The organism is Mesorhizobium sp. C416B, from assembly GCF_030323165.1.
Classification (GTDB): domain Bacteria; phylum Pseudomonadota; class Alphaproteobacteria; order Rhizobiales; family Rhizobiaceae; genus Mesorhizobium.
The window spans coordinates 306,872-327,870 of the sequence record NZ_CP100471.1 but is presented as its reverse complement, the minus strand read 5'-3'; the positions used below and the strand labels follow the sequence as shown (position 1 = coordinate 327,870).

Genomic DNA, 20,999 nt, shown 5'->3' with positions numbered 1-20,999 from the left:
CATGCCGCCTCCGTCTCGCATTTCCATCGTCGAGACGGGAAACGAACTGCTGATCACGAACCCGCCACGCACCTCGGATTTCAGGACAGTCTTTGTCCTGATCGGGGCCGCGATCGTCGCCTACACCGGCTACATGGGATTGACGGATATGTCGTCCGCAACGCTCACCAGCGGCACGCTCGGCCTGCTGTCCTTCGTGGCGGTCATTGCCCTCTTCACCTATTTCCTGGGCAAGGATTTCATCTGGCGGGTGTTCGGCAGGGAAACCCTGCGGCTGACCGACACCGCAGCCGTGCGCTCGGTGAGGGGTTCTTTGCGAAATCGGTGGTCACTGCCTTTGAAAGGGCATCTTAGGGTCGAAATCCTCGACCATACCTATCCCACGGACGAAGTGGGACTGTCGGAAGTCATCAGCTTGACCAACGCGAACGGCGCCCTTGTTTTCGGCAGGGAGTTAAGCCGCCTCGAAGCGGAAGCGGTAGCGAGTGCGGTCGAGCACTTCACCGGCCGTCACAATTTGAGCTGGAGATAGGCAGGCAATGTTCTTCTATCTCTCCAAGGTATTCTGGTTCTTCGTCCAACCACTCAACCTGGCGATCTTCCTGCTGCTTGCCGGCTTGCTCGCGGCGCTGATCGGCCGCCGGCGATTGGCGGCGACGGGCAGTGTGTTCGCCTTCCTGATTCTGGCGCTGTCGGCCTGGACGTCGCTTGGCGCCATGATGCTCAATCCGCTCGAAGAGCGCTTCCCAAAGCCGCCGCTGCCGCGGAAGGTCGACGGCATTGTCGTGCTCGGCGGCGGCTTCGAGGGCGCCATCAACTTGGCGCGCGGCGGCTATGAGCTGAATTCCGGCGGCGACCGCATGGTCGAGGCGGCGATCCTTGCCCGGCGCTTTCCCGAGGCGAAAGTGGTTATCTCGGGCGGCACCGGTGAACTGTTCATCGATGGCGAGGGGGATGCGGCCACCGCGCCGCGGCTGCTCGGTGCGCTTGGCGTCGACGCCGATCGCCTGATGCTCGAGAGCAAATCCCGCAACACCTATGAGAATGCCGTCTTCACCAAGGAACTGGTAACGCCGAAATCGGGCGAAACCTGGCTGCTGGTGACCTCCGCCTTCCACATGCCGCGCGCCAAGGCGCTGTTCGACAAGGCCGGCTTTCACACGGTCCCGTGGCCGGTCGACTATCGCACCTCGGGCAAGGAAGGCTTTGGCCTGTTTCGCGACAACGCACCCGATTCGCTGCAGACCACGACCGTGGCGATCCGCGAGTGGATCGGGCTCGCCGCCTATTGGCTGTCGGGCCGGATCGACCAGCTTTTCCCCGGCCCGGGCGGCTGACCGATCACGGCTTGCCTTGCGGCGGAAAAGAACTGACGCCGCACCAGCACTGCCAGTAGCAGCAGCGTCGACAGCACGAACACGATCGGGTCGACGAACCAGCCGAGATAGCCGATCGAGAAGAACACCGCGCGCAGGCCTGAATTGAAATGCTTGCCGGCCAGCATGTTCATGCGCGCCGCGCGCCACACCGCCGTTTCGCTGACCGGGTTGCGTGACGCCTCGCCATAGGGGATCGGCACCGCGCCGATCAGGATCGTGCAGTAGTTGAAGAGACGGTAGGCCCAGCCGAACTTGAAGAAGGCGAAGGCCAGGATCAGCACCAGGCCAAAGACCTTGATCTGAAAGGCGGAGCGCGATGAGGTCGCGTTCAACGGCAGGTCGTTCAGCACGGCAAGGACCTGATCCGAGGCGCCAAGCAGCGCGAAACAGCCACCGAGCGCAATCAGCGAACTGGAGGCGAAAAAGGCGGTGCCTTGCTGCAGGCCGCTCATGATGGCGGTGTCGACGATGCGGATTTCGCGCTCGGCCATGGTGCGCATCCAGGCCTCGCGCTGCACGTTCATGGCCATCGTCAACGACACCCGGCTGACCAGTCTGCCGTCGGACGCCAGCGTATGCAGCAACCATGCGAGCAGGAAGAAAGCCAGCGCCGCCAGATCAGCCGTCGACAGATGGAAGGAATCGCCCATGCCGCCTTTTACCACAGGCAAAGCGGTCAGTTCGATGCTCCAATGCATGCGCCCAGAGGTGAGCTGCGGTTCTGGGACAACGACATGCATTGAAACAAGAACTTAAAGCGCGTCGCATGAATCCGTTTCAGCGCGACACGCTTTCAGCCGGTGATGTCGCTGCCGGAGCAAACAAGGTCGGCAGGTGCAGCGCCGCAATCCGCAAAACAGCACAAACATCATGGAAAGTCCTATATGTAGGTCTTGATCCCATTCCCGGAGACGGCGCAGCGTGTTTCTTTCGGTTTTCGACCTGTTCAAGATCGGCGTCGGACCGTCGAGTTCGCACACGATGGGACCGATGACAGCGGCGCGGCGGTTTCTCGACGAGATCGCCGGAGACGACTGGCCGCGCCCGGCCGGCGCGAAAGTTGATCGTCTGGGCGCCAGCCTGCACGGTTCGCTCGCCTATACCGGTATCGGCCATGGCTCGGATCGCGCCGTTGTCCTCGGCCTTGCTGGCCTGACACCGCAGACGGTCGATCCCGATCAGGCCGAAGGCATCGCCACGCGCATCGCCGCCGAGAAGCGGATATCGCCACACGGCCATCCCTCCTATCGCTTCGACCCGGCGACGGATCTGGTGCTCGACCGCAAGACGCCGCTCACCGGCCACGCCAACGGCATGGCTTTCTACGCTTACGATGCCGGCGACCGGCTGCTGCTCAAGCGCATCTATTATTCCATCGGCGGCGGCTTCGTGGTGTCCGAGGAAGAGCTGCAGCGGATGAAGGTCAAGGGCTCGGTGACCACAGAAGGCAAGAAGGTGCCCTATCCCTTCAAGAACGCCGTCGAGATGCTGAAGATGGCAGGCAAAAGCGGCCTGTCTATCGCCGACATGAAGCGCGTCAATGAAGAGACGCATATGTCGCGCGAGGAGCTCGACAGCGGCCTTGATGCGATCTGGGGCGCCATGAAGGGCTGCATCGACCGCGGCCTGTCGCAGGACGGCATCATGCCGGGCGGGCTGAAAGTGCGCCGTCGTGCCCGCATGCTGCACGACAAGCTGCAGGAGCAATGGCAGCAGAACAAGCCCAACCCTTTGCTGGCCAATGACTGGCTGTCGATCTACGCCATGGCGGTGAACGAAGAGAACGCGGCCGGTGGACGCGTCGTCACCGCGCCCACCAATGGCGCGGCCGGCACATTGCCGGCGGTGCTGCGTTACTGGCTGCATTTCCACCCCGAGGCTGACCAGCCGAGCATCCGCGACTTCCTGCTCACGGCCGCCGCCGTCGGCGGCATCATCAAGACCAATGCCTCGATCTCCGGCGCCGAAGTCGGCTGCCAGGGCGAGGTCGGCTCGGCCTCGGCGATGGCTGCCGCGGGTCTCTGCGCCGTCATGGGCGGCACGCCCGAGCAGGTCGAGAACGCCGCCGAAATCGCGCTCGAACATCATCTCGGCATGACTTGCGATCCAGTCGGCGGTCTGGTCCAAGTGCCTTGCATCGAGCGCAACGCGCTCGGCGCCGTCAAGGCGGTCACCGCCGCCTCTCTGGCGATCAAAGGCGACGGCGTCCATTTCGTGCCGCTCGACGCCGCGATCGAAACAATGCGCCAGACGGGCCTCGACATGAACGAGAAGTACAAGGAAACCAGCCTTGGCGGGCTCGCCGTCAATGTCGTGGAATGCTGACCGCGCAACGCCACTGGCACTGTGGAGAAGTCGGGCAGGGCCGTTGACGCAATCGCGCGCCGGACTAAACCTTAAGCGATGGCACTCAATCTCCTAAAACTGTGCGTCGGTTGCGACAGCGTCGAGGACCTCGAAGAATGGATCGCCTTCCGCCTCGATGAGCGCCGCCGCGCCGGCGAACCCGCCGAGCACTGGCACACCACCCGCATGGTGCCGACGCGCGGCGCCGAGGTCACCGATGGCGGTTCGCTTTATTGGGTGATCAAGGGCAGCGTGCAATGCCGCCAGCTGATCACTGATATCAGGCCCTTCACGGACGACGAAGGCATCGGCCGTTGCCGCCTGATGCTCGACCTCGACGTCGTGCGCACCGACTGGCAGCCGCGCCGCGCCTTCCAGGGCTGGCGTTATCTCAAACCTTCGGATGCGCCCGCAGATATCGGCAAGGGCAAGGCCGGAATGGTCGAGATGCCGCCGAAACTGAAGCGCGAGCTCGCCGATCTGGGCTTGCTGTAGAGCCAAGGGCGCGGCCGCTTCTCCCAGAGCGTCGAGCGCTGGCCCTTCATCTTGTCCAAGGCTGGACTTGCAAGGGGGCCGACAACGCCACATCTTGCTTCTTATGAGCGACAAGAAGCAGCGCGTGCCCGCAAGGGCCAGTCCTGCGCCGGTCAAGCCTCAATCCAATGCCGGCGAGATCGACGCCTTTATCCGTCAGGCCCGGACGCTTGTCGCGACCGGCACGGGCCGGCTGATCCTTGCCCTCGACGCAACGATGAGCCGCCAGCCGACCTGGGATGTCGCCGCCAAGCTGCAGGGCGAGATGTTCGACGCCGTTGGCAAGGCCGGCACCCTCAGTGTCCAATTGGCCTATTTTCGCGGGTTGGGCGAGTGCCGCTCGTCGGCTTTTGTCGCCGACACCAATGCCCTGAAGCAGCTGATGACGCGGATCGACTGCCGTGCCGGCCACACCCAGATCGGCAAGGTGCTGGCGCATGCGCTGAAGGAAACGGCGGCGGCCAAGGTCAATGCTCTGGTCTATATCGGCGACGCCATGGAAGAGGATATCGACGACCTGGCGCAGAAGGCCGGCAGCCTCGGTCTGCACGGCGTTCCCGTCTTCGTCTTCCAGGAAGGCCATGATCCCGGCGCAGAAAAGGCGTTCAAGGAGATTGCGCGGCTGTCCAAAGGGGCTTGGTTCCGATTTGATCGGCGGGCTGCCGCGACCTTGGCCGGGCTGCTTTCGGCGGTTGCCGTCTATGCGACCGGCGGATTGAAGGCGCTCGAGGCAAGGGACAGGCCGGGAGACCGGCTGCTGATCGAGCATCTCAGGGGCGGCGGGAATTGATGGGCGCTATCATTGCACTTGTTGCACTGTTTCTGGTGCTGCTCGGCGCGGCGACGATCTTTGTCCGCGCCGATGCGCAAAAACTGGCAAGCGGCATGCGCACGCTCGGGCCGGTGCTTCTGGCGCTGGTCGGGCTCGCCGTGCTGGTGGTCGGGCGCGAAGGCATTGCCGGCCTCATTCTGGCCGCGGCCCTTGCCTGGTACGGTTCGATGCGAATGAAGCGGCCGTCGCTCGGGCCGGCGCCCGGCAAGCGCTCGACGGTGCGGACCGCCGCATTGGAAATGGAGCTTGATCACGATACGGGCGGGCTTGAAGGCCTGGTTCTGGCCGGCCGCCATGAAGGCAAGATGCTGGGTGCGATGGGCCTGGCCGAGCTGCAGCAGCTTTACCGCGAACTCCCCGGCGACCCGGAGAGCCGCCAACTCCTAGAGACGTATCTTGACGGCCGTTTTCCCGTCTGGCGCAAAGACGCTGAGGCGAACGGTGGCGAAGGGCTGGGTGTTGCGCCAGGTGCGGGCGCCATGACTAAGGAGGAGGCCTACAAGATCCTTGGTCTTGAAGCGGGGGCCGCCGCGGCGGATGTCCGCAAGGCGCACCGCCGCCTGATGCAGCGCCTGCACCCCGACATCGGCGGCACGTCTTTCCTGGCGGCGCGGATCAACGAAGCCAAGGACGTCTTGCTCTCCAATCACAACTAGTCTCCTTCGACGCAGTAAATTTCCGGGAGATGGTTCCGACGCCGCCCTACTGTTGGACGGCGTAGCAGGCGATTTTCTTTTTCTTCAGGGCATTGCAGGCATTCCAGGCCGCGTCCTTCGAGCGGAAGCCGCCGAACCGGGCGCGGTAATAGGTCTCGCCATCCTTCTGGAAGGCGACGGTGAAGCCGGAAGCAGCCCCAAGAACCTTGGGCGCCTGCTTGGCGGTCTTGTCTAGGAAAGCCAGGGCTTCGGACTGCTTGGGCGACGACGCTACCTGCACCGCCCAGCCAGCCGGCACCGAGGCCGTGTTGACCGGGTCGACCCCCTGAGGGGATGCAGGCGTGGGTTCGGCATAGGCAGCCACAATCTGCGCAGTTTCGACCTTCGGCGCCGTCACGATGACGGTCTTGACCTTCCTGGTCTTGACGACGGGGGCGGGCTCTTCGACCGCGGCCACCGTCTGTTCGTCGGCAGACTGGCCTTCAGCAGACTGCTCGTCAGCGGATGTCGGATCGTCATTGGACGCTACGGCATCGTCTTCAACGATCGGCTTGCCATCGGGCGTCGGCGCGTCATGCTTGGGCAGGAAGACCTTGGCCAGCGCCTTGACCGGATTGTCGCCGCCGGCCTTGGCGACCAGGGCGCCGCCGCCGCGGGTCGATGCGCGCGGCATGTAGGCGTTGATCAGGCCGGCCATCTGATTGTCGCGGCTGCGCCCCGAAGTGCCGCCCATGACGACGGCGACGAGGCGGCGGTTGCCATCCGAAACCGACGAGACGAGGTTGAAGCCGGAGGCGCGGGTATAGCCGGTCTTGATGCCGTCGACGCCCTTGATGCGGCCGAGCAGACGGTTGTGGCCATTGATGCGCTGGCGGCCGTAAAGGAAGGAGCGCTGCGAGAAATAGCCGTAATACTGCGGATAATGTTCCCTGAGCGCTATGCCAAGCATCGCCATGTCGTGGGCGGTTGTGAACTGGCCGGGATCGGGCAGGCCGTTGGCATTGCGAAACACGGTGCCGTCCATGCCGAGCGCGCGCGCCTTGGCGGTCATCATGCGGGCGAAATTGCTTTCGCTGCCGCCGAGCAGTTCGCCGAGCGCGGTCGCCGAATCATTGGCCGACTTGGTCACCATCGACAGGATGGCGGTCTCGACCGAAACCGCTCCGCCCGCCTTGACGCCGAGCTTGGTCGGCGGTTCGGCCGCCGCTTTGGCCGAGAACGGCACGGGCGTGTTCCTGCTGATCCGGCCCTTCGCCATGGCCTCGAAGGTCAGATAGAGCGTCATCATCTTGGTCAGCGACGCCGGGTAGCGCCGGCCGTTGGCATCGGACGAATAAAGCACCTTGCCGGTCTTGGCGTCGACGACGATCGCCGAAGACCTGGCGGCCATCGAGGACGCGGCATCCGCAACGACAAATGACATCGCCAAAGCGAGGATCATGATCATTTTGAGGGAAGATGCGGATTTTGAACCGAAGACCGACAACGCCTGACGCACTGATAGTTCCTTTGAAACTCATTGCCATGGAGGCGGCAAAGGGATCCGACCTCACTTGTCGTCAAACTATCGCGGCCAGCGTTACCAATCCGTTTATGGTAACCGGCGCGTTCACCATTTTCCTCGGGCTTGAGCCTTTCTTTATTCGAATTTTAGCTGTTGCCGGCGCAGCGCGGCCTGATGCCGCTGAAATCTTGACTTTTGTGCAGCGCACAATATATTCTCGTGCATTGCACAACCGCGCTCAGGCAAGGGCGCTTCAAAACGCCAAGGGAAACGTCAAATGACCCAGACCTACGAGGACTTCTCGAAATACGGCAAGGAGTTTGCCGATACCGGATTGAAGAGCTTCACCTCGCTCTCCAAGGGCGCGCAGGCGATCGCCACCGAAGCTGGCGAATACACCAAGAAGAGCTTCGAAGCCGGCAGCGCCGCGGTCGAAAAGCTGTTCTCCGCCAAGTCGCTGGAAAAGGCGGTCGAGATCCAGTCCGACTTCGCCAAGCAGAGCTATGAGAGCTTCGTTGCCGAGGCGACCAAGTTCGGCGATCTCTATGCCGATCTCGCCAAGGAGGCTTACAAGCCCTTCGAATCGATTGTCGCCAAGGCGAAGTAATTTCGCTCGAGAATACCAGGCACGGCCTTTCGGGCTTGCAAAACAGACCCGGTCGCGGATGCGCGGCCGGGTTTTTTCATGCCGGTTTCAATTCCGGGGCTTTGGCGGTTCACGATTTTGAAAATCGCCTCGGTTTGCCCACCTAGCCATATTGTCAGCTAACAAGAAGGGCTTAAAATCGTCCATCGAACACCTACATATCGAACTCGCCATGGGGATTCGAAAGAGGCAGGATTACGTGACTTCAGGTTTGACTGCCACAACAAGCGTGGTGCGGATGCAAAGTGACGGCGACGGCAATGAGGCCGGTCGCGGCACAGCCGTCATTACGCGCACGAAGACCAAGACCAAGAAGCCCAGCCTTTACAGGGTCCTCATCCTCAACGACGACTATACGCCCATGGAGTTCGTGGTTCACGTCCTGGAGCGTTTTTTTCAAAAGGACCGCGAAGCCGCCACACGCATCATGCTTCATGTTCACAATCATGGGGTGGGCGAGTGCGGGGTCTATACATTCGAGGTGGCCGAGACCAAAGTGTCTCAGGTCATGGATTTCGCCCGACAGAATCAGCATCCGCTGCAATGCGTGATGGAGAAGAAGTGAGGTAACATGCCGGCTTTCTCCCAAGGCCTGGAAAAGGCGCTTCACCAGGCGCTGACGCTCGCCAATGAGCGGCACCATGAATATGCAACCCTAGAACATCTGCTGCTCGCCCTCATCGACGACACCGAGGCGGCCGCCGTTATGCGCGCCTGCAACGTCGATCTGGACGAGCTGAAGCACACCGTTCTGACCTATATCGACACCGAACTCGACAATCTGGTCACCGGTTACGATGAGGATTCCAAGCCGACCGCCGGCTTCCAGCGCGTCATCCAGCGCGCCGTGATCCATGTACAGTCATCCGGCCGCGAGGAAGTGTCCGGCGCCAACGTGCTCGTCGCCATCTTTGCCGAGCGCGAGAGCCATGCCGCTTATTTCCTGCAGGAACAGCAGATGACCCGCTACGACGCGGTCAACTACATCTCGCACGGCATCGCCAAGCGCCCCGGCGCATCGGAGACGCGCTCGCCGCGCGGCGCCGATGACGAGCAGGGCGGCCCGAATGGCGCCGAGCCGCAGGAGGAAGGCGGCAAGAAGAAGCAGCAGCAGGATGCGCTGACGGCTTATTGCGTCAACCTCAACAACAAGGCCAAGGCCGGCAAGATCGATCCGCTGATCGGCCGCGAGAGCGAAATCAACCGCACCATCCAGGTGCTGTGCCGCCGTTCCAAGAACAACCCGCTCTATGTCGGCGATCCCGGCGTTGGCAAGACGGCGATTGCCGAAGGCCTGGCCAAGCGCATCGTTGAAGGCGATGTGCCCGAAGTGCTGCAGGACGCCACCATCTTCGCGCTCGACATGGGCACGCTGTTGGCCGGCACGCGCTATCGCGGCGATTTCGAAGAGCGGCTGAAGCAGGTCGTCAAGGAGCTCGAGGATTATCCCGGCGCCGTGCTGTTCATCGACGAGATCCACACGGTGATCGGGGCCGGCGCCACGTCAGGCGGCGCGATGGATGCGTCGAACCTGTTGAAGCCGGCGCTGTCTTCGGGTGCCATCCGCTGCATCGGCTCGACCACTTACAAGGAGTTCCGCCAGTTCTTCGAGAAGGACCGCGCTCTGGTGCGGCGCTTCCAGAAGATCGACGTCAACGAGCCGACCATCGAGGACGCCATCGAGATCATGAAGGGCCTCAAGCCCTATTATGAGGAATTCCACAAGGTGAAGTTCACCAACGAGGCGATCAAGGCTTCGGTGGAACTGTCGGCCCGCTACATCAACGACCGCAAGCTGCCGGACAAGGCGATCGACGTGATCGACGAGACCGGCGCCTCGCAGATGCTGGTGCCGGAAGCCAAGCGCAAGAAGACGATCGGCATCAAGGAGATCGAAGCCACGATCGCCACGATGGCCCGCATCCCGCCGAAGACGGTTTCGGCAGACGACGAGAAGGTGCTGCAAGGCCTCGACATCGAGCTGAAGCGCGTCGTCTATGGCCAGGACACCGCCATCACCGCGCTGACCTCGGCGATCAAGCTGGCGCGTGCCGGCCTGCGCGAACCGGAAAAGCCGATCGGCTCCTACCTGTTCTCAGGCCCGACCGGCGTCGGCAAGACCGAAGTCGCCAAGCAGTTGGCTGCCTCGCTCGGCGTCGAGCTGATCCGCTTCGACATGTCGGAATATATGGAACGCCACACCGTCTCGCGGTTGATCGGGGCGCCTCCCGGCTATGTCGGCTTCGACCAGGGCGGTCTGCTCACCGACGGGGTCGACCAGCATCCGCACTGCGTGCTCTTGCTGGATGAAGTTGAGAAGGCGCATCCGGACCTGTTCAACATCCTGTTGCAGGTCATGGACCACGGCAAGCTGACCGACCACAACGGCAAGCAGATCGACTTCCGCAATGTCATCCTTATCATGACCACCAATGCGGGCGCATCCGATGCGCAGCGCGCGGCGATCGGTTTCGGATCGACCAAGCGCGAAGGCGACGATGTCGAGGCCATCAACCGGTTGTTCACGCCGGAGTTCCGCAACCGTCTCGATGCGATCATCCCGTTCGGCTCGCTGCCGGTGCCGGTCATCCATCAGGTGGTGCAGAAGTTCGTCATGCAGCTCGAGGCCCAGCTCTCCGAGCGGGGCGTCACCTTCGACCTGTCGCCGGACGCGATCGCCTGGCTGGCCGACAAGGGCTACGATGAACGCATGGGTGCGCGGCCGCTCGGCCGGGTCATCCAGGAGCACATCAAGAAGCCGTTGGCCGACGAGGTGCTGTTCGGCAAGCTCAAGAAGGGCGGCACGGTGCGCGTCACCGTCGAGAAGAAGGAAACCGGCGAAACCGGCCTGAAGCTCGAATCACTGGCCGACGAAGCCCCGGTGCAGCCGAAGCAGGAGCCGGAAGAGACGCCGAAAGCCCGCAAGGCAGTGGCCAAGAAGCCCGTCGCCAAGAAGGCGGTGGCGCAGAAGCCTCAGCCCAAGGGCAAGGACGAGCCTGAGCCCAAGGGCAAGGATGGCGGCAAGCGCAGCCTGGTGCCGCAACTGCCGCGCAAGAGCTGAAAGGTTCGCCTATGAAGGGCCCGGTGACGGGCCCTTTTTTCATTGGCTGGCCGGTTTGCCGACACAGCGCCCCTGCTTTTCAGGGCAGATGTTGTTAGGTCAGGCGGCGACGCCCTCGGGTGCAAACTTGCCCAGGAAGTACCCGCACGCCTTCCAGATGGCGATCGAGATCAGAACGCTCGCATAGCCATCCACGGCGCGGCAGCTGCTTCTACCAACGGCTCTGATGTCGCAACCGAATGTTCCACGATTTTGAAAACCCAAACGCATCCCGGTACGGCGCGCGTTATCACGGGTGGTTTGATATTTCCCTAACCGACGTAATGGATTGTGGCTGAGCTCATCGCCTTGAGGCGCACGCCACCTCAACCGTTCAGCGCTGCCCGGATCCTGGCCGCGTTCTCAGTCAGCACTTCGGGCTTCTCCATCTGTCCCGTATGCGGCTTGAGCGCGATGCCTTCGAACCGCGGGATGACATGGACATGCAGGTGGTAGACGGTCTGGCCAGACGCCGGTTCGTTGAACTGCAGGATGGTGACCCCGTCAGCGCCGAAAGCCTTTTTGACCGCCAGCGCCACCTTCTGGACCGTGGTGAACAGCCGGCCGAGCGTCGCCGGATCGGCATCGAGCAGATTGCGCGACGGTGCTTTGGGCACCACCAGCGTGTGACCGGGGCCTTGCGGCATCACATCCATGAAGGCGACCACGGCATCATCCTCGTAGACGCGGTGCGACGGGATTTCGCCGCGCAGGATCTTCGCGAAGATATTGCTGGGGTCGTAAGCCTCGGTCATGGCGGCGCTCCGGGAGTATGCTCCCGGTGTAGCGAAGCTGTCCCGGACCGGCAAGATGGTCCGGCGATATCGACAGGCGAGGGCAGGGCGGATCGCTATTCCTCAAGATCCTTGCGGAACGGCGTATGCTCTTCCAGAATTTCGCCCATCCGCTCGACCTCGCGCCGCTCACGCCGGAGATAATCGGCCACAGCATTGCGCAGGCCGGGATGTGCGATGTAGTGCGCCGAATGCATGGTCACGGGACGATAGCCGCGCGCCAGCTTGTGCTCACCCTGCGCGCCGGCCTCGACCACCTTCAGCTTACGCTCGATGGCGAAGTCGATGGCCTGATGGTAGCAAACTTCGAAATGCAGGAACGGGTGGTCCTCGATGCAGCCCCAATTGCGGCCGTAGAGCGCATCGGAGCCGATGAAGTTGATGGCGCCGGCGACATAGCGGCCATTGCGCTTGGCCATTACCAACAGGATATCCTGGGACATGCGCTCGCCGATCAGCGAGAAGAACTTGCGGTTGAGATAAGGCCGGCCCCATTTGCGGCTGCCGGTGTCCATATAGAAGGCGAAGAAATCGTCCCAGGCCCTTTCGGTCAGGTCCTTGCCGGTCAGCCGGTCGATCGAGATATCGTTGGCGAGCGCCTCGCGCCGCTCCTTCTTCATCGCCTTGCGCTTGCGCGATGCCAGCGTAGCGAGGAAATCGTCATAGGTCGAAAAGCCTTCGTTGAAGAAGTGGAACTGCTGGTCGGTGCGGTGCAGGAAGCCGGCTGCTTCCAGCGTTGCAACGTCGCTTTCACTGGCGAAGGTGACATGCGCGGAGGACACGCCGAGCTTTTCCGTCACCGCCTTCAGGCCCGCTGCGAGACCGGCCTTCACAATGGCGCTGTCCTCGCCCTTGCTGACCAGCAGGCGAGGGCCGGTGACCGGAGAGAACGGCACGGCGCATTGCAGTTTCGGATAGTAGTTGCCGCCGGCGCGTTCGAACGCATCGGACCAGCCGTGGTCGAAGACATATTCGCCCTGGCTGTGCGATTTGAGATAGCAGGGCACGGCGCCCAGCAATCTGCCTTGGGCATTTTCCAGTCTGAGATGATGACCTTGCCAGCCGGTACGCCGCACGGCGCAGCCGGAATCTTCAAGCGCGCTCAGAAAAGCATATGAAACGAGAGGGTTATAGCCATTTTCTGTGTCGCTGCGGGTTGTGCCGGTAAAGCCGTTCCACTCGTCGCAGGTGAAGGCATTGATGCCGGCGGCGACGCGGATGGAAAACTCCGCATTCGCCGTTTGCCCGTCGCCTTCATCACCCTGATCCATGGGGCTTATTTAAGCTCTGTCGGGGCCGCTACAAGTCACGTTTCAGGCACTTCCATCAGGCGACACTGACAGATCGGGTTCGAACCCTTCGAACGTCATCTGGTCGGCGTATTTGAAAGTGAGATCCACCGCCGGCTGGTCATGCACCGTCCAGGTGATGACAGGCATTTTAAGCCTTTCGCGCACGAAGCTGACGAACGGGTTCGGCAGATCGCCCGCGGCATAGGAGGTGAAGGCGAGGTCATGTGCCAGCATGGCAAAATGCGCCTCGATCAACTGATTGTCCCTGCCGTAGGCGGTCAGCCCACCCGGAATGCCAGGCGCATCCCTAGGGAAGTCGCGGACCAGCCAGTGGTCGAACGACATGATCGCCGCCTTGCCCTTGTAGCGCTCCAGCATCTTGCCGACGCTTGCCACCAAGCCCTCGTCGTAACCGGGCACACCCTTCAGTTCGACAATCATCGGCACACGGCCGTCGACCAGGTCGAGCGCTTCTTGCAGTGTCGGCACATGGTCCTTGGTGCCGCCGATCCTGAGCGCCGCCAGTTCCGCTGCCGTGCGCTGCCAGACAAAGCCGTCCTGGCCGGTCAGCCGCTTGAGGTCGCCGTCATGGATGATGACGGGAACGCGGTCGGATGAGAGGTGCACGTCGCATTCGATCGCATAGCCGCGCTCGGCGGCAGCAGCGAAGGCCGACAGCGTGTTTTCCCAGCGCGTCTTGTTCATGTCGTGAAAGCCGCGATGCGCCACCGGCCGGGCGGTCAGCCAGGAAAGGTCGGTCATTGTCTTGGTCCTGCTCATGCGACCTCGAAGACAGCTTCGATTTCCACTGCGGCATTAAGCGGCAGACAGGCGGTGCCGACGGCGGAGCGGGCATGCTTGCCGCGCTCGCCAAGGGCCGCGACCAGGAAATCGGAGGCGCCATTGGCGACCAGATGCTGCTCGACGAAATCCGGCACTGATGCAACAAAGACGGTGATCTTGACCAGCCGCTGGATTTTTTCGAGATCGCCAAGTGCTGCTTTTGCCTGCGCCAAGATGTTGATTGCACAGTACTTTGCGCCTTCCTTGCCGGTTGCCGTGTCGACGTCGCGGCCGAGCAGGCCGCTTGCCTGCAGCTTGCCGTCCTTGAGCGGCAACTGCCCGGCGGTGAACAAAAGATTGCCGGACCTGCAATAGGGCACATAGTTCGCGGCGGGCGCTGCGGCGGCAGGTATCGTCACGCCGAGATCGCTTAGCCGCTTTTCGATTGTTTCACTCATGGTATTTCCCTATTGCTTGGAGACGCCGCGCTGGCCGGGCCGAAATTGCTATTTTTGCCTCGCTTCCGCCACGACTTTTTTTAAGCTGGACCATCTTTACCTGCGGCCTGCCATCAGCTGCGACGATCGGAGCCCCTTATGCGCGCAACGCGCCTTGCCTTCCACGCCGTTCTCGTTCCGGTGCTGTTCTCGATGGCTCCGGCCTTTGCCGTGCCGGCGCTGCAGGCGCATCGCGCCGTCTACGATCTTACCCTCGACAAGGCGTCGGACCGCTCGGGCATCACCGGCATTTCCGGCCGCATGGTCTATGAGTTCAACGGCTCGCCCTGCGAGGGCTATACGGTAAAATTCCGTTTCGTCACCCAGATCGCCACCGGCGACAACACCAGGCTGACCGACCAGCAGACGACCACGTTCGAGGACGCCGAAGGCAAGACCTTCTCGTTCGTGACCAAATCCTTCGTCGACCAGAACCTCGACAAGGAGGTCAAGGGCACCGCCACGAAAGAGACCAAGGGCCTCAAGGTCGACATCGACAAGCCCGAGAAGAACAGCCTGGAACTCGCCGCCACTCAGTTCCCGACCCAGCATCTGGTCGAACTGATCGGCAAGGCCGAGAAGGGCGAGAATTTCTACGAAACCAGCCTGTTCGACGGTTCGGAGGATGCCAACAAGGTGATGACCACCACCGTCATCGTCGGCAAGAAGGCCGAGGGCGACAAGGCCGACCCCGAAGCGCCGGCGCTGGCCAAGCTTGCAGGCGACAAATACTGGCCGGTCGACATCGCCTATTTCGACGAGACCGACAAATCGGGCGAAGAGGTGCCGGAATACCGCATCAGCTTCAAGCTGCACGAGAACGGCATCACCCGCGACCTCACAATGGACTATGGCGAGTTCTCGATGACCGGAAAGCTGGTCAACCTGTCGCTGTTCGATCAGACCAAGCCTTGCCCGGTCTCGAAATAGCAACAATGCGGCGCTGGCCACGGCAGGCTTGATGGCAGTTCCCGATGGCGGTCTATGTCGATGCGGCGATCTGGAAATGGGCCGGCCATCGCTGGTGCCACCTGATGGCCGACGATACGGACGAACTGCATCGTTTCGCCGCCGAGCTTGGCGTCAAGCGTTCGTCCTACCAGGGGCCGCCCAGGACATCGGCGCCGCACTATGACATAACCGGCTTCGAGCGCGACCGGGCGGTGCGGCTCGGCGCCATCGAATGCAGCCGCGAGGAGATCGTTGCGATCTTCAGGCGCGTACGGGTACCCAACGGAAAGGGCCGATCGTGACCCTAACGGCATTCCTGGCTTATTGCCTTGCCATCACACTTGCCGCCGCCACGCCGGGACCGGCGATGTTCACGGTGATCACCAACGGCGTGGCACGCGGCTTCCTGCGTGCGTTCGTCGCCGGAATGGGCATTGCCGCCGGCGATGCCGTGCTGGTCACCCTGGCACTGCTCGGGCTGGTGGCGCTGGCCCAGACCTTCGAATGGGTGTTTCTCCTGTTGAAATACGCCGGTGCGGCCTACCTGATTTTCCTCGGCATCAAGATGTGGCGGGCCGCGGCCGCGCAATCGGCCGCGCAAGGAATCCCCCAAACCGGATTGTCGCGGTCGTTCCTGCTTGGCGCCTCCGTGGCGCTCGGCAACCCGAAGGCGATCCTGTTCCACGCCTCGATCATGCCGCTGATCCTCAACCTCGACACCATGACGTTTGCCGACGGCCTGCTGGTGGTGGCAGTCGTCGTCGGCGCCAATATTCTCACCATTGGCATCTACGCCGCGCTGGCGGGCAGGGCATCCGGCTGGCTCAGGACGCCCGAACGCATGCGGCTGATTAACCGGTTCGCCGGCAGCGCCATGATCGGCACCGGAGCGCTGATTGCCGCACGCTGAGCGATGAAGCACCTCACCGCTTGCGTTTGCAGCGCTTCCCCTCTATATGCGCGCTCATTCCACACACGGACTTTGGTGTCTGCCCGGGAGAAATCCGGCTGAAACCTCCGGTGGCGTTCGAGGACAAAGTCCAAAAATGCCTGTGTCCGTGGAGGCTAACCGGAAAAGGAACTAAGAATGGCACTGCCTGATTTCAGCATGCGCCAGCTTTTGGAAGCTGGCATTCACTTCGGCCACCAGACCCACCGCTGGAACCCGAAGATGGCGCCTTACATCTACGGCGCCCGCAACAACATCCACATCATCGACCTGTCGCAGACGGTGCCTTTGCTGCACCAGGCTCTGAAGCAGGTTTCCGACACCGTTGCCAAGGGCGGCCGCGTGCTGTTCGTCGGCACCAAGCGCCAAGCGTCCGACATCGTCGCCGACGCCGCACAGCGTTCGGCCCAATACTATGTCAACTCGCGTTGGCTCGGCGGCATGCTGACCAACTGGAAGACGATCTCGAATTCGATCCAGCGCCTGCGCAAGCTCGACGAGATGCTGGCCGGCGAAGCCCAGGGCCTGACCAAGAAGGAACGCCTGAACCTCGACCGCGAGCGCGAGAAGCTCGACAAGGCGCTCGGCGGTATCAAGGACATGGGCTCGACGCCCGACCTGATGTTCGTCATCGACACCAACAAGGAAGCGATCGCCATTCTCGAGGCCAAGCGCCTCGGCATTCCGGTCGTTGCCATCATCGATTCGAACTGCGATCCGGACAAGATCGACTTCCCGATCCCCGGTAATGACGACGCGGCGCGCGCCATCCAGCTCTATTGCGACCTGATCGCCAAGGCTGCCATCGACGGCATCGCCCGCCAGCAGGGCGCGCTCGGCGTCGACATCGGCGCCTCGGTCGAAGCTCCGGTCGAACCGGCGCTTGATCCGGCTCCGGCCCCGGCTGCGGACGCTCCGGAAGCTTGACAATCGAAGGCCGGTTGCGGCCTTCATCATTCTCATATTTGGCACGCTAGACGGACGCATCACCGAGTACCGGTGGTGCGTCGGTGCATTTAAAACAAAGAGGCGACAATGAGCATTTCGGCTGCACAGGTCAAAGAACTCCGCGACTTGACCGGCGCGGGCATGATGGACTGCAAGGCGGCGTTGACCGAGACCAACGGCAACATCGAAGAGGCCGTCGACTGGCTGCGCAAGAAGGGCATTTCCAAGGCCGACAAGAAGGCTGGCCGTACTGCCGCCGAAGGCCTGATCGGCGTCGACTCCGGCGTCCGCGAGGCCGCCATCGTCGAGGTTAACTCCGAGACCGATTTCGTGGCCCGCAACGAGCAGTTCCAGGAGATCGTTCGCAATGTCGCCAAGGTCGCGCTTGCTTATGGCACGACGGAGGCTGTCTCTGCCGCAAAGTATCCGGGTTCGGACAAGTCGGTCACTGACACCATCAAGGACGCCGTTGGCACCATTGGCGAGAACATGAGCTTCCGCCGTTCGGCCAAGCTCACCGTCCCGCACGGTGCTGTCGCAACCTACGTCCACAATGCGGTTGCCGATGGTCTTGGCAAGCTCGGCGTTCTGGTCGCGATCGAGACGACGGGCAATGAGCATGCCGCCAACGCCTTTGGCCGCCATGTCGCCATGCATGTCGCCGCCACCAACCCGCTGGCGTTGACCGCCGAGCAGATCGATCCGGCAGCGGTCGAGCGCGAGAAGGCGATCTTCGCCGACCAGGCGCGCCAGTCCGGCAAGCCGGAAGCGATCATCGAAAAGATGGTCGAAGGCCGCCTGCGCAAGTTCTACGAGGAAGTCGTGCTCCTCAAGCAGGCCTTCGTGCTCAATCCCGACATCACTGTCGAGCAGGCGCTGAAGGATGCCGAGAAGGACATCGGCGCTCCGGCCAAGATCTCCGCCTATCTGCGCTTTGCGCTGGGCGAAGGCATCGAAAAGGAAGAGACCGATTTCGCGGCGGAAGTCGCGGCGGCGGTGAAGAAGTAGTTTTAAAAATAGCCCCGAAAAGGGCTTCTCAGCTCAGGCAACTCGGCCGGGTGTCCGCAAGGATGCTCGGCCGATTTCTTGTGCGGTGTCGATGAAGGCCCTGAGCTTTGGCGCCATCGACGCCCTGCGCGGGAAGTAGAGGAAGAGGCCGGGCTCCTCGATCGCCGTTTGCGGCAGGATCTGAACGAGGCGGCCGGCGGCCAATTCCGCGCGCACCAGCGGCTCGAACACATAGATCAGCCCGACGCCGGCAAGCGCAAGGTCGATCGCGGCCAGCGAATCGGTAACGATGACCGTACCCTTCGTCTCGGCCACGACATCCTTGCCGTCCTCGGTCAGGTCCCAGCGATAGAGTGCGCCGGAGCGCACAAGCCGGTAGCCGACGCAATTGTGGTCCGAAAGATCCGTCACACCGCGCGGACGGCCATGCCGGCCGACATAGGCGGGGGAGGCGACGATCACGGCGTTGAATGGCGGCGTCAGCCGGACCGTGACCATGTCCTGTGCGATCATCTCGCCCAGCCGGATGCCGGCATCAAAACCCTCGCCGACAATGTCCACCAGCTCCTGGTCGATGAGCAATTCGATGGTCACATCAGGATAGCGTTCAGCCATCGCGGCGACCACGGGAGTGACGGCAAGTGGAACGGCGATGTTGGGAACGTTCAACCTGAGCAAGCCGGAGGGCCGGCCCTTGATGGCTCGGATGCGGTCCATCCGGTCGGCGATATCCTGGAGAGCAGGGGCTGCCGTCTCCACCAGCGCCTTGCCGGCTTCCGTCAGCGAGACGCTGCGCGTGGTGCGCGCAAACAGCGGCTGGCCGATCCGCCCCTCCACGAGGCGCACCGCATGGCTGACGGCGGATGGGGACATGCCCAGTTCGGCCGCGGCAAGCGCAAAGCCGCCGCGTCGGGCAACGGCGACGATGACAGGCAAATGACTGAGCAGATCCCGGTCCATTCATGCATGATATCGCATAGTCCTTGCAAACACTTCAATCTTCTCGATGCCGACAGGCTGACCCATATTGCCATCACCGATGCACAAAGGAGAAGAGAGATGGATGCCTTGAAACACGCTACCTTCGCCGCAGGCCTTGCCCTAGCGCCGGTCGACGCCGGCGGCGCCGAGCCGTCCGGTTGGCGCGCGCTCGCCGACGAACGCGCCGTCATCCGCATCGCCGATGCCATCGACCGTGCCGTCGATGCGCAGGACTGGAAGCTTGCCCGCTCCTATTTCGCCGACCGTGTCACCGTCGACTTCAGCAGCCTGTCAGGACAGCCTGCCGCCACCATCCCCTCCGACAATCTGATCGGTACCTGGGCCGGCAACCTCAGGGGCAGCAAGACCAGCCTGCATCTGCGCACCAATCACCAGGTGATCTTTGAGGCGGACGCGGCGACCGTCTCTTCGAACGGCTATGCCTGGAACCGGATGGAAGGCAATGGCGACCCGCTGTGGGAAGTCTGGGGCACCTACGAGCACCATCTGGTTCGCTCCGGGACCGGCTGGAAAGTCGACGGCTTCGTTTTCCGCGCCACGCATGAGCGCGGCAATCCCTGGGTCAAGATGACGCCTGGCCAGTGAGCCGGCGTCAAGAAATCAGGATAGGAAAAACACCATGACCATGAGCTATTACACACTGGGCAACAGCGGCCTGCGCGTCAGCCGGCTGGCACTGGGCACCATGACCTTTGGCACCGAATGGGGCTGGGGCGCGGACAGGGAAACCGCGCGCGCCATGGCCGACGCCTATGTCGAGGCCGGCGGCAATTTCTTCGACACCGCCGACCTCTACACCGGCGGCACAGCCGAAACCTGGCTCGGCGAATTCATCGCCGAGCGAGGCTTGCGCGACAAAGCGGTGATCGCCACGAAATTCACCTTCAACGCGGAGCCCGGCAATCCGAACGCCGGCGGCAATGGCCGCAAGAACATCTTGCGCGCCGTGGACGCTTCCCTGAAGCGGTTGGGCACTGATTATATCGACCTCTACCTCCTGCATGTCTGGGACGGGCTGACGCCGGCCGAGGAGGTCATGCGCACGATGGATGATCTCGTGCGTGCGGGCAAAATTCGCCATGTCGGCCTGTCCGATGTGCCGGCCTGGTATGCTGCCCGCGCGCAGACGATCGCCGAGTGGCGCGGCTACGAGCCGGTGTCGGCCCTGCAGCTTGAATATTCGCTGGCGGAGCGTTCGATCGAAAATGAGTTCGTGCCCTTCGGCACCCGCCATGGCGCAGGAATCATGGTGTGGAGCCCGCTGGCCAGCGGGCTGCTCAGCGGCAAGTACCGGCCGACGCAGAAAGGCCATGCCGGCCGGCTCGACGGCTTTCGCAACACCACTCATCCGGGGTTCCAGAAGTTCACCGAGCGCAACTGGGCGATCGTGGCGGAGCTCGAAAAAGTTGCCGCCGAACTCGGACGCAGCATGGCGCAGGTCGCGCTCAACTGGGTGGCAACGCAACCGGGCATCGCCACCGTGATTCTTGGCGCCACCAAGCTGGCGCAGTTGCAGGACAATCTGGCGGCGTTGGATTTCACTTTACCCGCCGAGCTTCGCGCGCGGCTGGATACGGTCAGCAAGACACCGCCGCCATTCCCGTACGCCTATTTCGGTTCCGACATACAAGCCCGGGTTACCGGCGGCGCCGTGACCGGCGACAAGCCGTTGGGTTATGCGCCGCCGCTGCTGGTCGACGGCGACGCCGTCAGCATCACCAGCAACTGACGGGCCGCGACGGGAAGGCGGAATTGGGCGAGGGGCGCCGCGTGACATC

General features: G+C 62.7%; 24 protein-coding genes. 17 read left to right on the top strand and 7 right to left on the bottom strand.

The window, feature by feature from the left end; genetic code table 11:
* The first annotated feature begins 1 nt into the window (after position 1).
* Positions 2–532 carry a hypothetical protein gene (locus tag NLY43_RS01680; RefSeq protein WP_023712360.1) on the top strand — a complete coding sequence of 177 codons (531 nt, stop codon included), beginning with the start codon at positions 2–4 and terminating at the stop codon, positions 530–532.
* A 7-nt stretch (positions 533–539) separates the two neighbouring features.
* A complete protein-coding gene (locus tag NLY43_RS01675) occupies positions 540–1,337 on the top strand; it encodes a YdcF family protein (RefSeq protein WP_023671003.1) in 798 nt (265 codons plus the stop codon).
* Here the strand turns inward: NLY43_RS01675 and NLY43_RS01670 are convergent.
* Entirely contained in the window at positions 1,286–2,029 is a 744-nt protein-coding gene (locus NLY43_RS01670) for a DUF599 domain-containing protein (RefSeq protein WP_023671004.1), read from the bottom strand. The two genes, NLY43_RS01675 and NLY43_RS01670, sit on opposite strands and share 52 nt — an antisense overlap.
* Before the next feature lie 271 nt (positions 2,030–2,300).
* Between NLY43_RS01670 and NLY43_RS01665 the strand changes: the two genes are divergently transcribed.
* The 4 genes from NLY43_RS01665 (at position 2,301) to NLY43_RS01650 (ending at position 5,747) form a co-directional block, all read left to right on the top strand.
* Positions 2,301–3,704: an L-serine ammonia-lyase gene (locus NLY43_RS01665; RefSeq protein ID WP_023671005.1), complete on the top strand. Its 1,404-nt coding sequence runs from the start codon at positions 2,301–2,303 to the stop codon at positions 3,702–3,704.
* Positions 3,705–3,782: 78 nt separating this feature from the next.
* Positions 3,783–4,220, top strand: a complete 438-nt coding sequence (locus NLY43_RS01660; protein WP_023671006.1) for a DUF1489 family protein — start codon at positions 3,783–3,785, stop codon at positions 4,218–4,220.
* Positions 4,221–4,323: 103 nt separating this feature from the next.
* A complete protein-coding gene (locus NLY43_RS01655) occupies positions 4,324–5,049 on the top strand; it encodes a hypothetical protein (protein WP_023712359.1) in 726 nt (241 codons plus the stop codon).
* Positions 5,049–5,747, top strand: coding sequence for a DnaJ domain-containing protein (locus tag NLY43_RS01650; RefSeq protein ID WP_023693434.1), 699 nt, complete (start codon positions 5,049–5,051; stop codon positions 5,745–5,747). Before NLY43_RS01655 ends, NLY43_RS01650 begins: the two co-directional genes overlap by 1 nt.
* Before the next feature lie 46 nt (positions 5,748–5,793).
* Here the strand turns inward: NLY43_RS01650 and NLY43_RS01645 are convergent, their stop codons facing one another.
* Positions 5,794–7,188 carry an SPOR domain-containing protein gene (locus tag NLY43_RS01645; RefSeq protein ID WP_502882027.1) on the bottom strand — a complete coding sequence of 465 codons (1,395 nt, stop codon included), beginning with the start codon at positions 7,186–7,188 and terminating at the stop codon, positions 5,794–5,796.
* Positions 7,189–7,256: 68 nt separating this feature from the next.
* On the opposite strand from NLY43_RS01645, the gene NLY43_RS01640 reads away from it, so the two are divergent.
* The 4 genes from NLY43_RS01640 (at position 7,257) to clpA (ending at position 10,958) form a co-directional block, all read left to right on the top strand.
* The gene (locus NLY43_RS01640; RefSeq protein ID WP_155927172.1) at positions 7,257–7,532 is read left to right on the top strand and encodes a hypothetical protein; all 276 of its coding nucleotides are present in this window, start codon (positions 7,257–7,259) and stop codon (positions 7,530–7,532) included.
* A complete protein-coding gene (locus NLY43_RS01635) occupies positions 7,529–7,858 on the top strand; it encodes a phasin family protein (protein WP_023671011.1) in 330 nt (109 codons plus the stop codon). Before NLY43_RS01640 ends, NLY43_RS01635 begins: the two co-directional genes overlap by 4 nt.
* 277 nt (positions 7,859–8,135) lie before the next feature.
* Positions 8,136–8,462 carry an ATP-dependent Clp protease adapter ClpS gene (clpS, locus tag NLY43_RS01630; protein ID WP_023671012.1) on the top strand — a complete coding sequence of 109 codons (327 nt, stop codon included), beginning with the start codon at positions 8,136–8,138 and terminating at the stop codon, positions 8,460–8,462.
* Between the two features lie 6 nt (positions 8,463–8,468).
* On the top strand, positions 8,469–10,958 hold the full coding sequence (clpA, locus tag NLY43_RS01625) for an ATP-dependent Clp protease ATP-binding subunit ClpA (RefSeq protein ID WP_023693436.1): 2,490 nt from the start codon (positions 8,469–8,471) through the stop codon (positions 10,956–10,958).
* Positions 10,959–11,323: 365 nt separating this feature from the next.
* On the opposite strand, the gene NLY43_RS01620 is transcribed toward clpA, so the two are convergent.
* The 4 genes from NLY43_RS01620 to NLY43_RS01605 all read right to left on the bottom strand — a co-directional run bounded on the left by NLY43_RS01620 (position 11,324) and on the right by NLY43_RS01605 (position 14,324).
* Entirely contained in the window at positions 11,324–11,752 is a 429-nt protein-coding gene (locus tag NLY43_RS01620; protein ID WP_023693438.1) for an HIT family protein, read from the bottom strand.
* Positions 11,753–11,847: 95 nt separating this feature from the next.
* A complete protein-coding gene (locus tag NLY43_RS01615; protein WP_023693439.1) occupies positions 11,848–13,062 on the bottom strand; it encodes a GNAT family N-acetyltransferase in 1,215 nt (404 codons plus the stop codon).
* Between the two features lie 42 nt (positions 13,063–13,104).
* The gene (locus NLY43_RS01610; protein WP_023693440.1) at positions 13,105–13,845 is read right to left on the bottom strand and encodes a glycerophosphodiester phosphodiesterase; all 741 of its coding nucleotides are present in this window, start codon (positions 13,843–13,845) and stop codon (positions 13,105–13,107) included.
* A gap of 14 nt (positions 13,846–13,859) precedes the next feature.
* Positions 13,860–14,324 (bottom strand): RidA family protein, encoded by a 465-nt coding sequence (locus NLY43_RS01605; protein ID WP_023693441.1) that lies wholly within the window; start codon positions 14,322–14,324, stop codon positions 13,860–13,862.
* Between the two features lie 138 nt (positions 14,325–14,462).
* On the opposite strand from NLY43_RS01605, the gene NLY43_RS01600 reads away from it, so the two are divergent.
* The 5 genes from NLY43_RS01600 (at position 14,463) to tsf (ending at position 18,219) form a co-directional block, all read left to right on the top strand.
* Positions 14,463–15,293 carry a cell envelope integrity EipB family protein gene (locus NLY43_RS01600; protein ID WP_023671019.1) on the top strand — a complete coding sequence of 277 codons (831 nt, stop codon included), beginning with the start codon at positions 14,463–14,465 and terminating at the stop codon, positions 15,291–15,293.
* Positions 15,294–15,337: 44 nt separating this feature from the next.
* The gene (locus NLY43_RS01595; protein WP_023671020.1) at positions 15,338–15,616 is read left to right on the top strand and encodes a DUF4031 domain-containing protein; all 279 of its coding nucleotides are present in this window, start codon (positions 15,338–15,340) and stop codon (positions 15,614–15,616) included.
* Positions 15,613–16,224 (top strand): LysE family translocator, encoded by a 612-nt coding sequence (locus tag NLY43_RS01590; protein ID WP_023706228.1) that lies wholly within the window; start codon positions 15,613–15,615, stop codon positions 16,222–16,224. The genes NLY43_RS01595 and NLY43_RS01590 overlap by 4 nt, the downstream gene beginning before the upstream one ends.
* A gap of 177 nt (positions 16,225–16,401) precedes the next feature.
* Positions 16,402–17,190: a 30S ribosomal protein S2 gene (rpsB, locus tag NLY43_RS01585; protein ID WP_023671022.1), complete on the top strand. Its 789-nt coding sequence runs from the start codon at positions 16,402–16,404 to the stop codon at positions 17,188–17,190.
* 108 nt (positions 17,191–17,298) lie between these two features.
* Positions 17,299–18,219: a translation elongation factor Ts gene (gene tsf / locus NLY43_RS01580; protein WP_023706229.1), complete on the top strand. Its 921-nt coding sequence runs from the start codon at positions 17,299–17,301 to the stop codon at positions 18,217–18,219.
* A gap of 33 nt (positions 18,220–18,252) precedes the next feature.
* Here the strand turns inward: tsf and NLY43_RS01575 are convergent, their stop codons facing one another.
* Positions 18,253–19,179 carry a LysR substrate-binding domain-containing protein gene (locus NLY43_RS01575; RefSeq protein WP_023712356.1) on the bottom strand — a complete coding sequence of 309 codons (927 nt, stop codon included), beginning with the start codon at positions 19,177–19,179 and terminating at the stop codon, positions 18,253–18,255.
* A gap of 99 nt (positions 19,180–19,278) precedes the next feature.
* On the opposite strand from NLY43_RS01575, the gene NLY43_RS01570 reads away from it, so the two are divergent.
* Both NLY43_RS01570 and NLY43_RS01565 read left to right on the top strand, forming a co-directional pair.
* Positions 19,279–19,806: a nuclear transport factor 2 family protein gene (locus NLY43_RS01570; protein WP_023671025.1), complete on the top strand. Its 528-nt coding sequence runs from the start codon at positions 19,279–19,281 to the stop codon at positions 19,804–19,806.
* A 34-nt stretch (positions 19,807–19,840) separates the two neighbouring features.
* The gene (locus NLY43_RS01565; RefSeq protein WP_023712355.1) at positions 19,841–20,950 is read left to right on the top strand and encodes an aldo/keto reductase; all 1,110 of its coding nucleotides are present in this window, start codon (positions 19,841–19,843) and stop codon (positions 20,948–20,950) included.
* The last annotated feature ends 49 nt before the right edge of the window (positions 20,951–20,999 follow it).

What these genes read in the sequence shown, in the direction of transcription:
- NLY43_RS01620 (WP_023693438.1), bottom strand. Translation starts at nt 11,752, where the DNA reads ATGACCGAGGCTTACGACCCCAGCAATATCTTCGCGAAGATCCTGCGC.
- NLY43_RS01570 (WP_023671025.1), top strand. Translation starts at nt 19,279, where the DNA reads ATGGATGCCTTGAAACACGCTACCTTCGCCGCAGGCCTTGCCCTAGCG.
- NLY43_RS01595 (WP_023671020.1), top strand. Translation starts at nt 15,338, where the DNA reads ATGGCGGTCTATGTCGATGCGGCGATCTGGAAATGGGCCGGCCATCGC.
- tsf (WP_023706229.1), top strand. Translation starts at nt 17,299, where the DNA reads ATGAGCATTTCGGCTGCACAGGTCAAAGAACTCCGCGACTTGACCGGC.
- NLY43_RS01575 (WP_023712356.1), bottom strand. Translation starts at nt 19,179, where the DNA reads ATGGACCGGGATCTGCTCAGTCATTTGCCTGTCATCGTCGCCGTTGCC.
- rpsB (WP_023671022.1), top strand. Translation starts at nt 16,402, where the DNA reads ATGGCACTGCCTGATTTCAGCATGCGCCAGCTTTTGGAAGCTGGCATT.
- NLY43_RS01655 (WP_023712359.1), top strand. Translation starts at nt 4,324, where the DNA reads ATGAGCGACAAGAAGCAGCGCGTGCCCGCAAGGGCCAGTCCTGCGCCG.
- NLY43_RS01660 (WP_023671006.1), top strand. Translation starts at nt 3,783, where the DNA reads ATGGCACTCAATCTCCTAAAACTGTGCGTCGGTTGCGACAGCGTCGAG.
- NLY43_RS01650 (WP_023693434.1), top strand. Translation starts at nt 5,049, where the DNA reads ATGGGCGCTATCATTGCACTTGTTGCACTGTTTCTGGTGCTGCTCGGC.
- NLY43_RS01610 (WP_023693440.1), bottom strand. Translation starts at nt 13,845, where the DNA reads ATGACCGACCTTTCCTGGCTGACCGCCCGGCCGGTGGCGCATCGCGGC.
- NLY43_RS01615 (WP_023693439.1), bottom strand. Translation starts at nt 13,062, where the DNA reads ATGGATCAGGGTGATGAAGGCGACGGGCAAACGGCGAATGCGGAGTTT.
- NLY43_RS01645 (WP_502882027.1), bottom strand. Translation starts at nt 7,188, where the DNA reads ATGATCCTCGCTTTGGCGATGTCATTTGTCGTTGCGGATGCCGCGTCC.
- NLY43_RS01680 (WP_023712360.1), top strand. Translation starts at nt 2, where the DNA reads ATGCCGCCTCCGTCTCGCATTTCCATCGTCGAGACGGGAAACGAACTG.
- NLY43_RS01635 (WP_023671011.1), top strand. Translation starts at nt 7,529, where the DNA reads ATGACCCAGACCTACGAGGACTTCTCGAAATACGGCAAGGAGTTTGCC.
- NLY43_RS01670 (WP_023671004.1), bottom strand. Translation starts at nt 2,029, where the DNA reads ATGGGCGATTCCTTCCATCTGTCGACGGCTGATCTGGCGGCGCTGGCT.
- clpA (WP_023693436.1), top strand. Translation starts at nt 8,469, where the DNA reads ATGCCGGCTTTCTCCCAAGGCCTGGAAAAGGCGCTTCACCAGGCGCTG.
- NLY43_RS01605 (WP_023693441.1), bottom strand. Translation starts at nt 14,324, where the DNA reads ATGAGTGAAACAATCGAAAAGCGGCTAAGCGATCTCGGCGTGACGATA.
- clpS (WP_023671012.1), top strand. Translation starts at nt 8,136, where the DNA reads ATGCAAAGTGACGGCGACGGCAATGAGGCCGGTCGCGGCACAGCCGTC.
- NLY43_RS01675 (WP_023671003.1), top strand. Translation starts at nt 540, where the DNA reads ATGTTCTTCTATCTCTCCAAGGTATTCTGGTTCTTCGTCCAACCACTC.
- NLY43_RS01600 (WP_023671019.1), top strand. Translation starts at nt 14,463, where the DNA reads ATGCGCGCAACGCGCCTTGCCTTCCACGCCGTTCTCGTTCCGGTGCTG.
- NLY43_RS01565 (WP_023712355.1), top strand. Translation starts at nt 19,841, where the DNA reads ATGACCATGAGCTATTACACACTGGGCAACAGCGGCCTGCGCGTCAGC.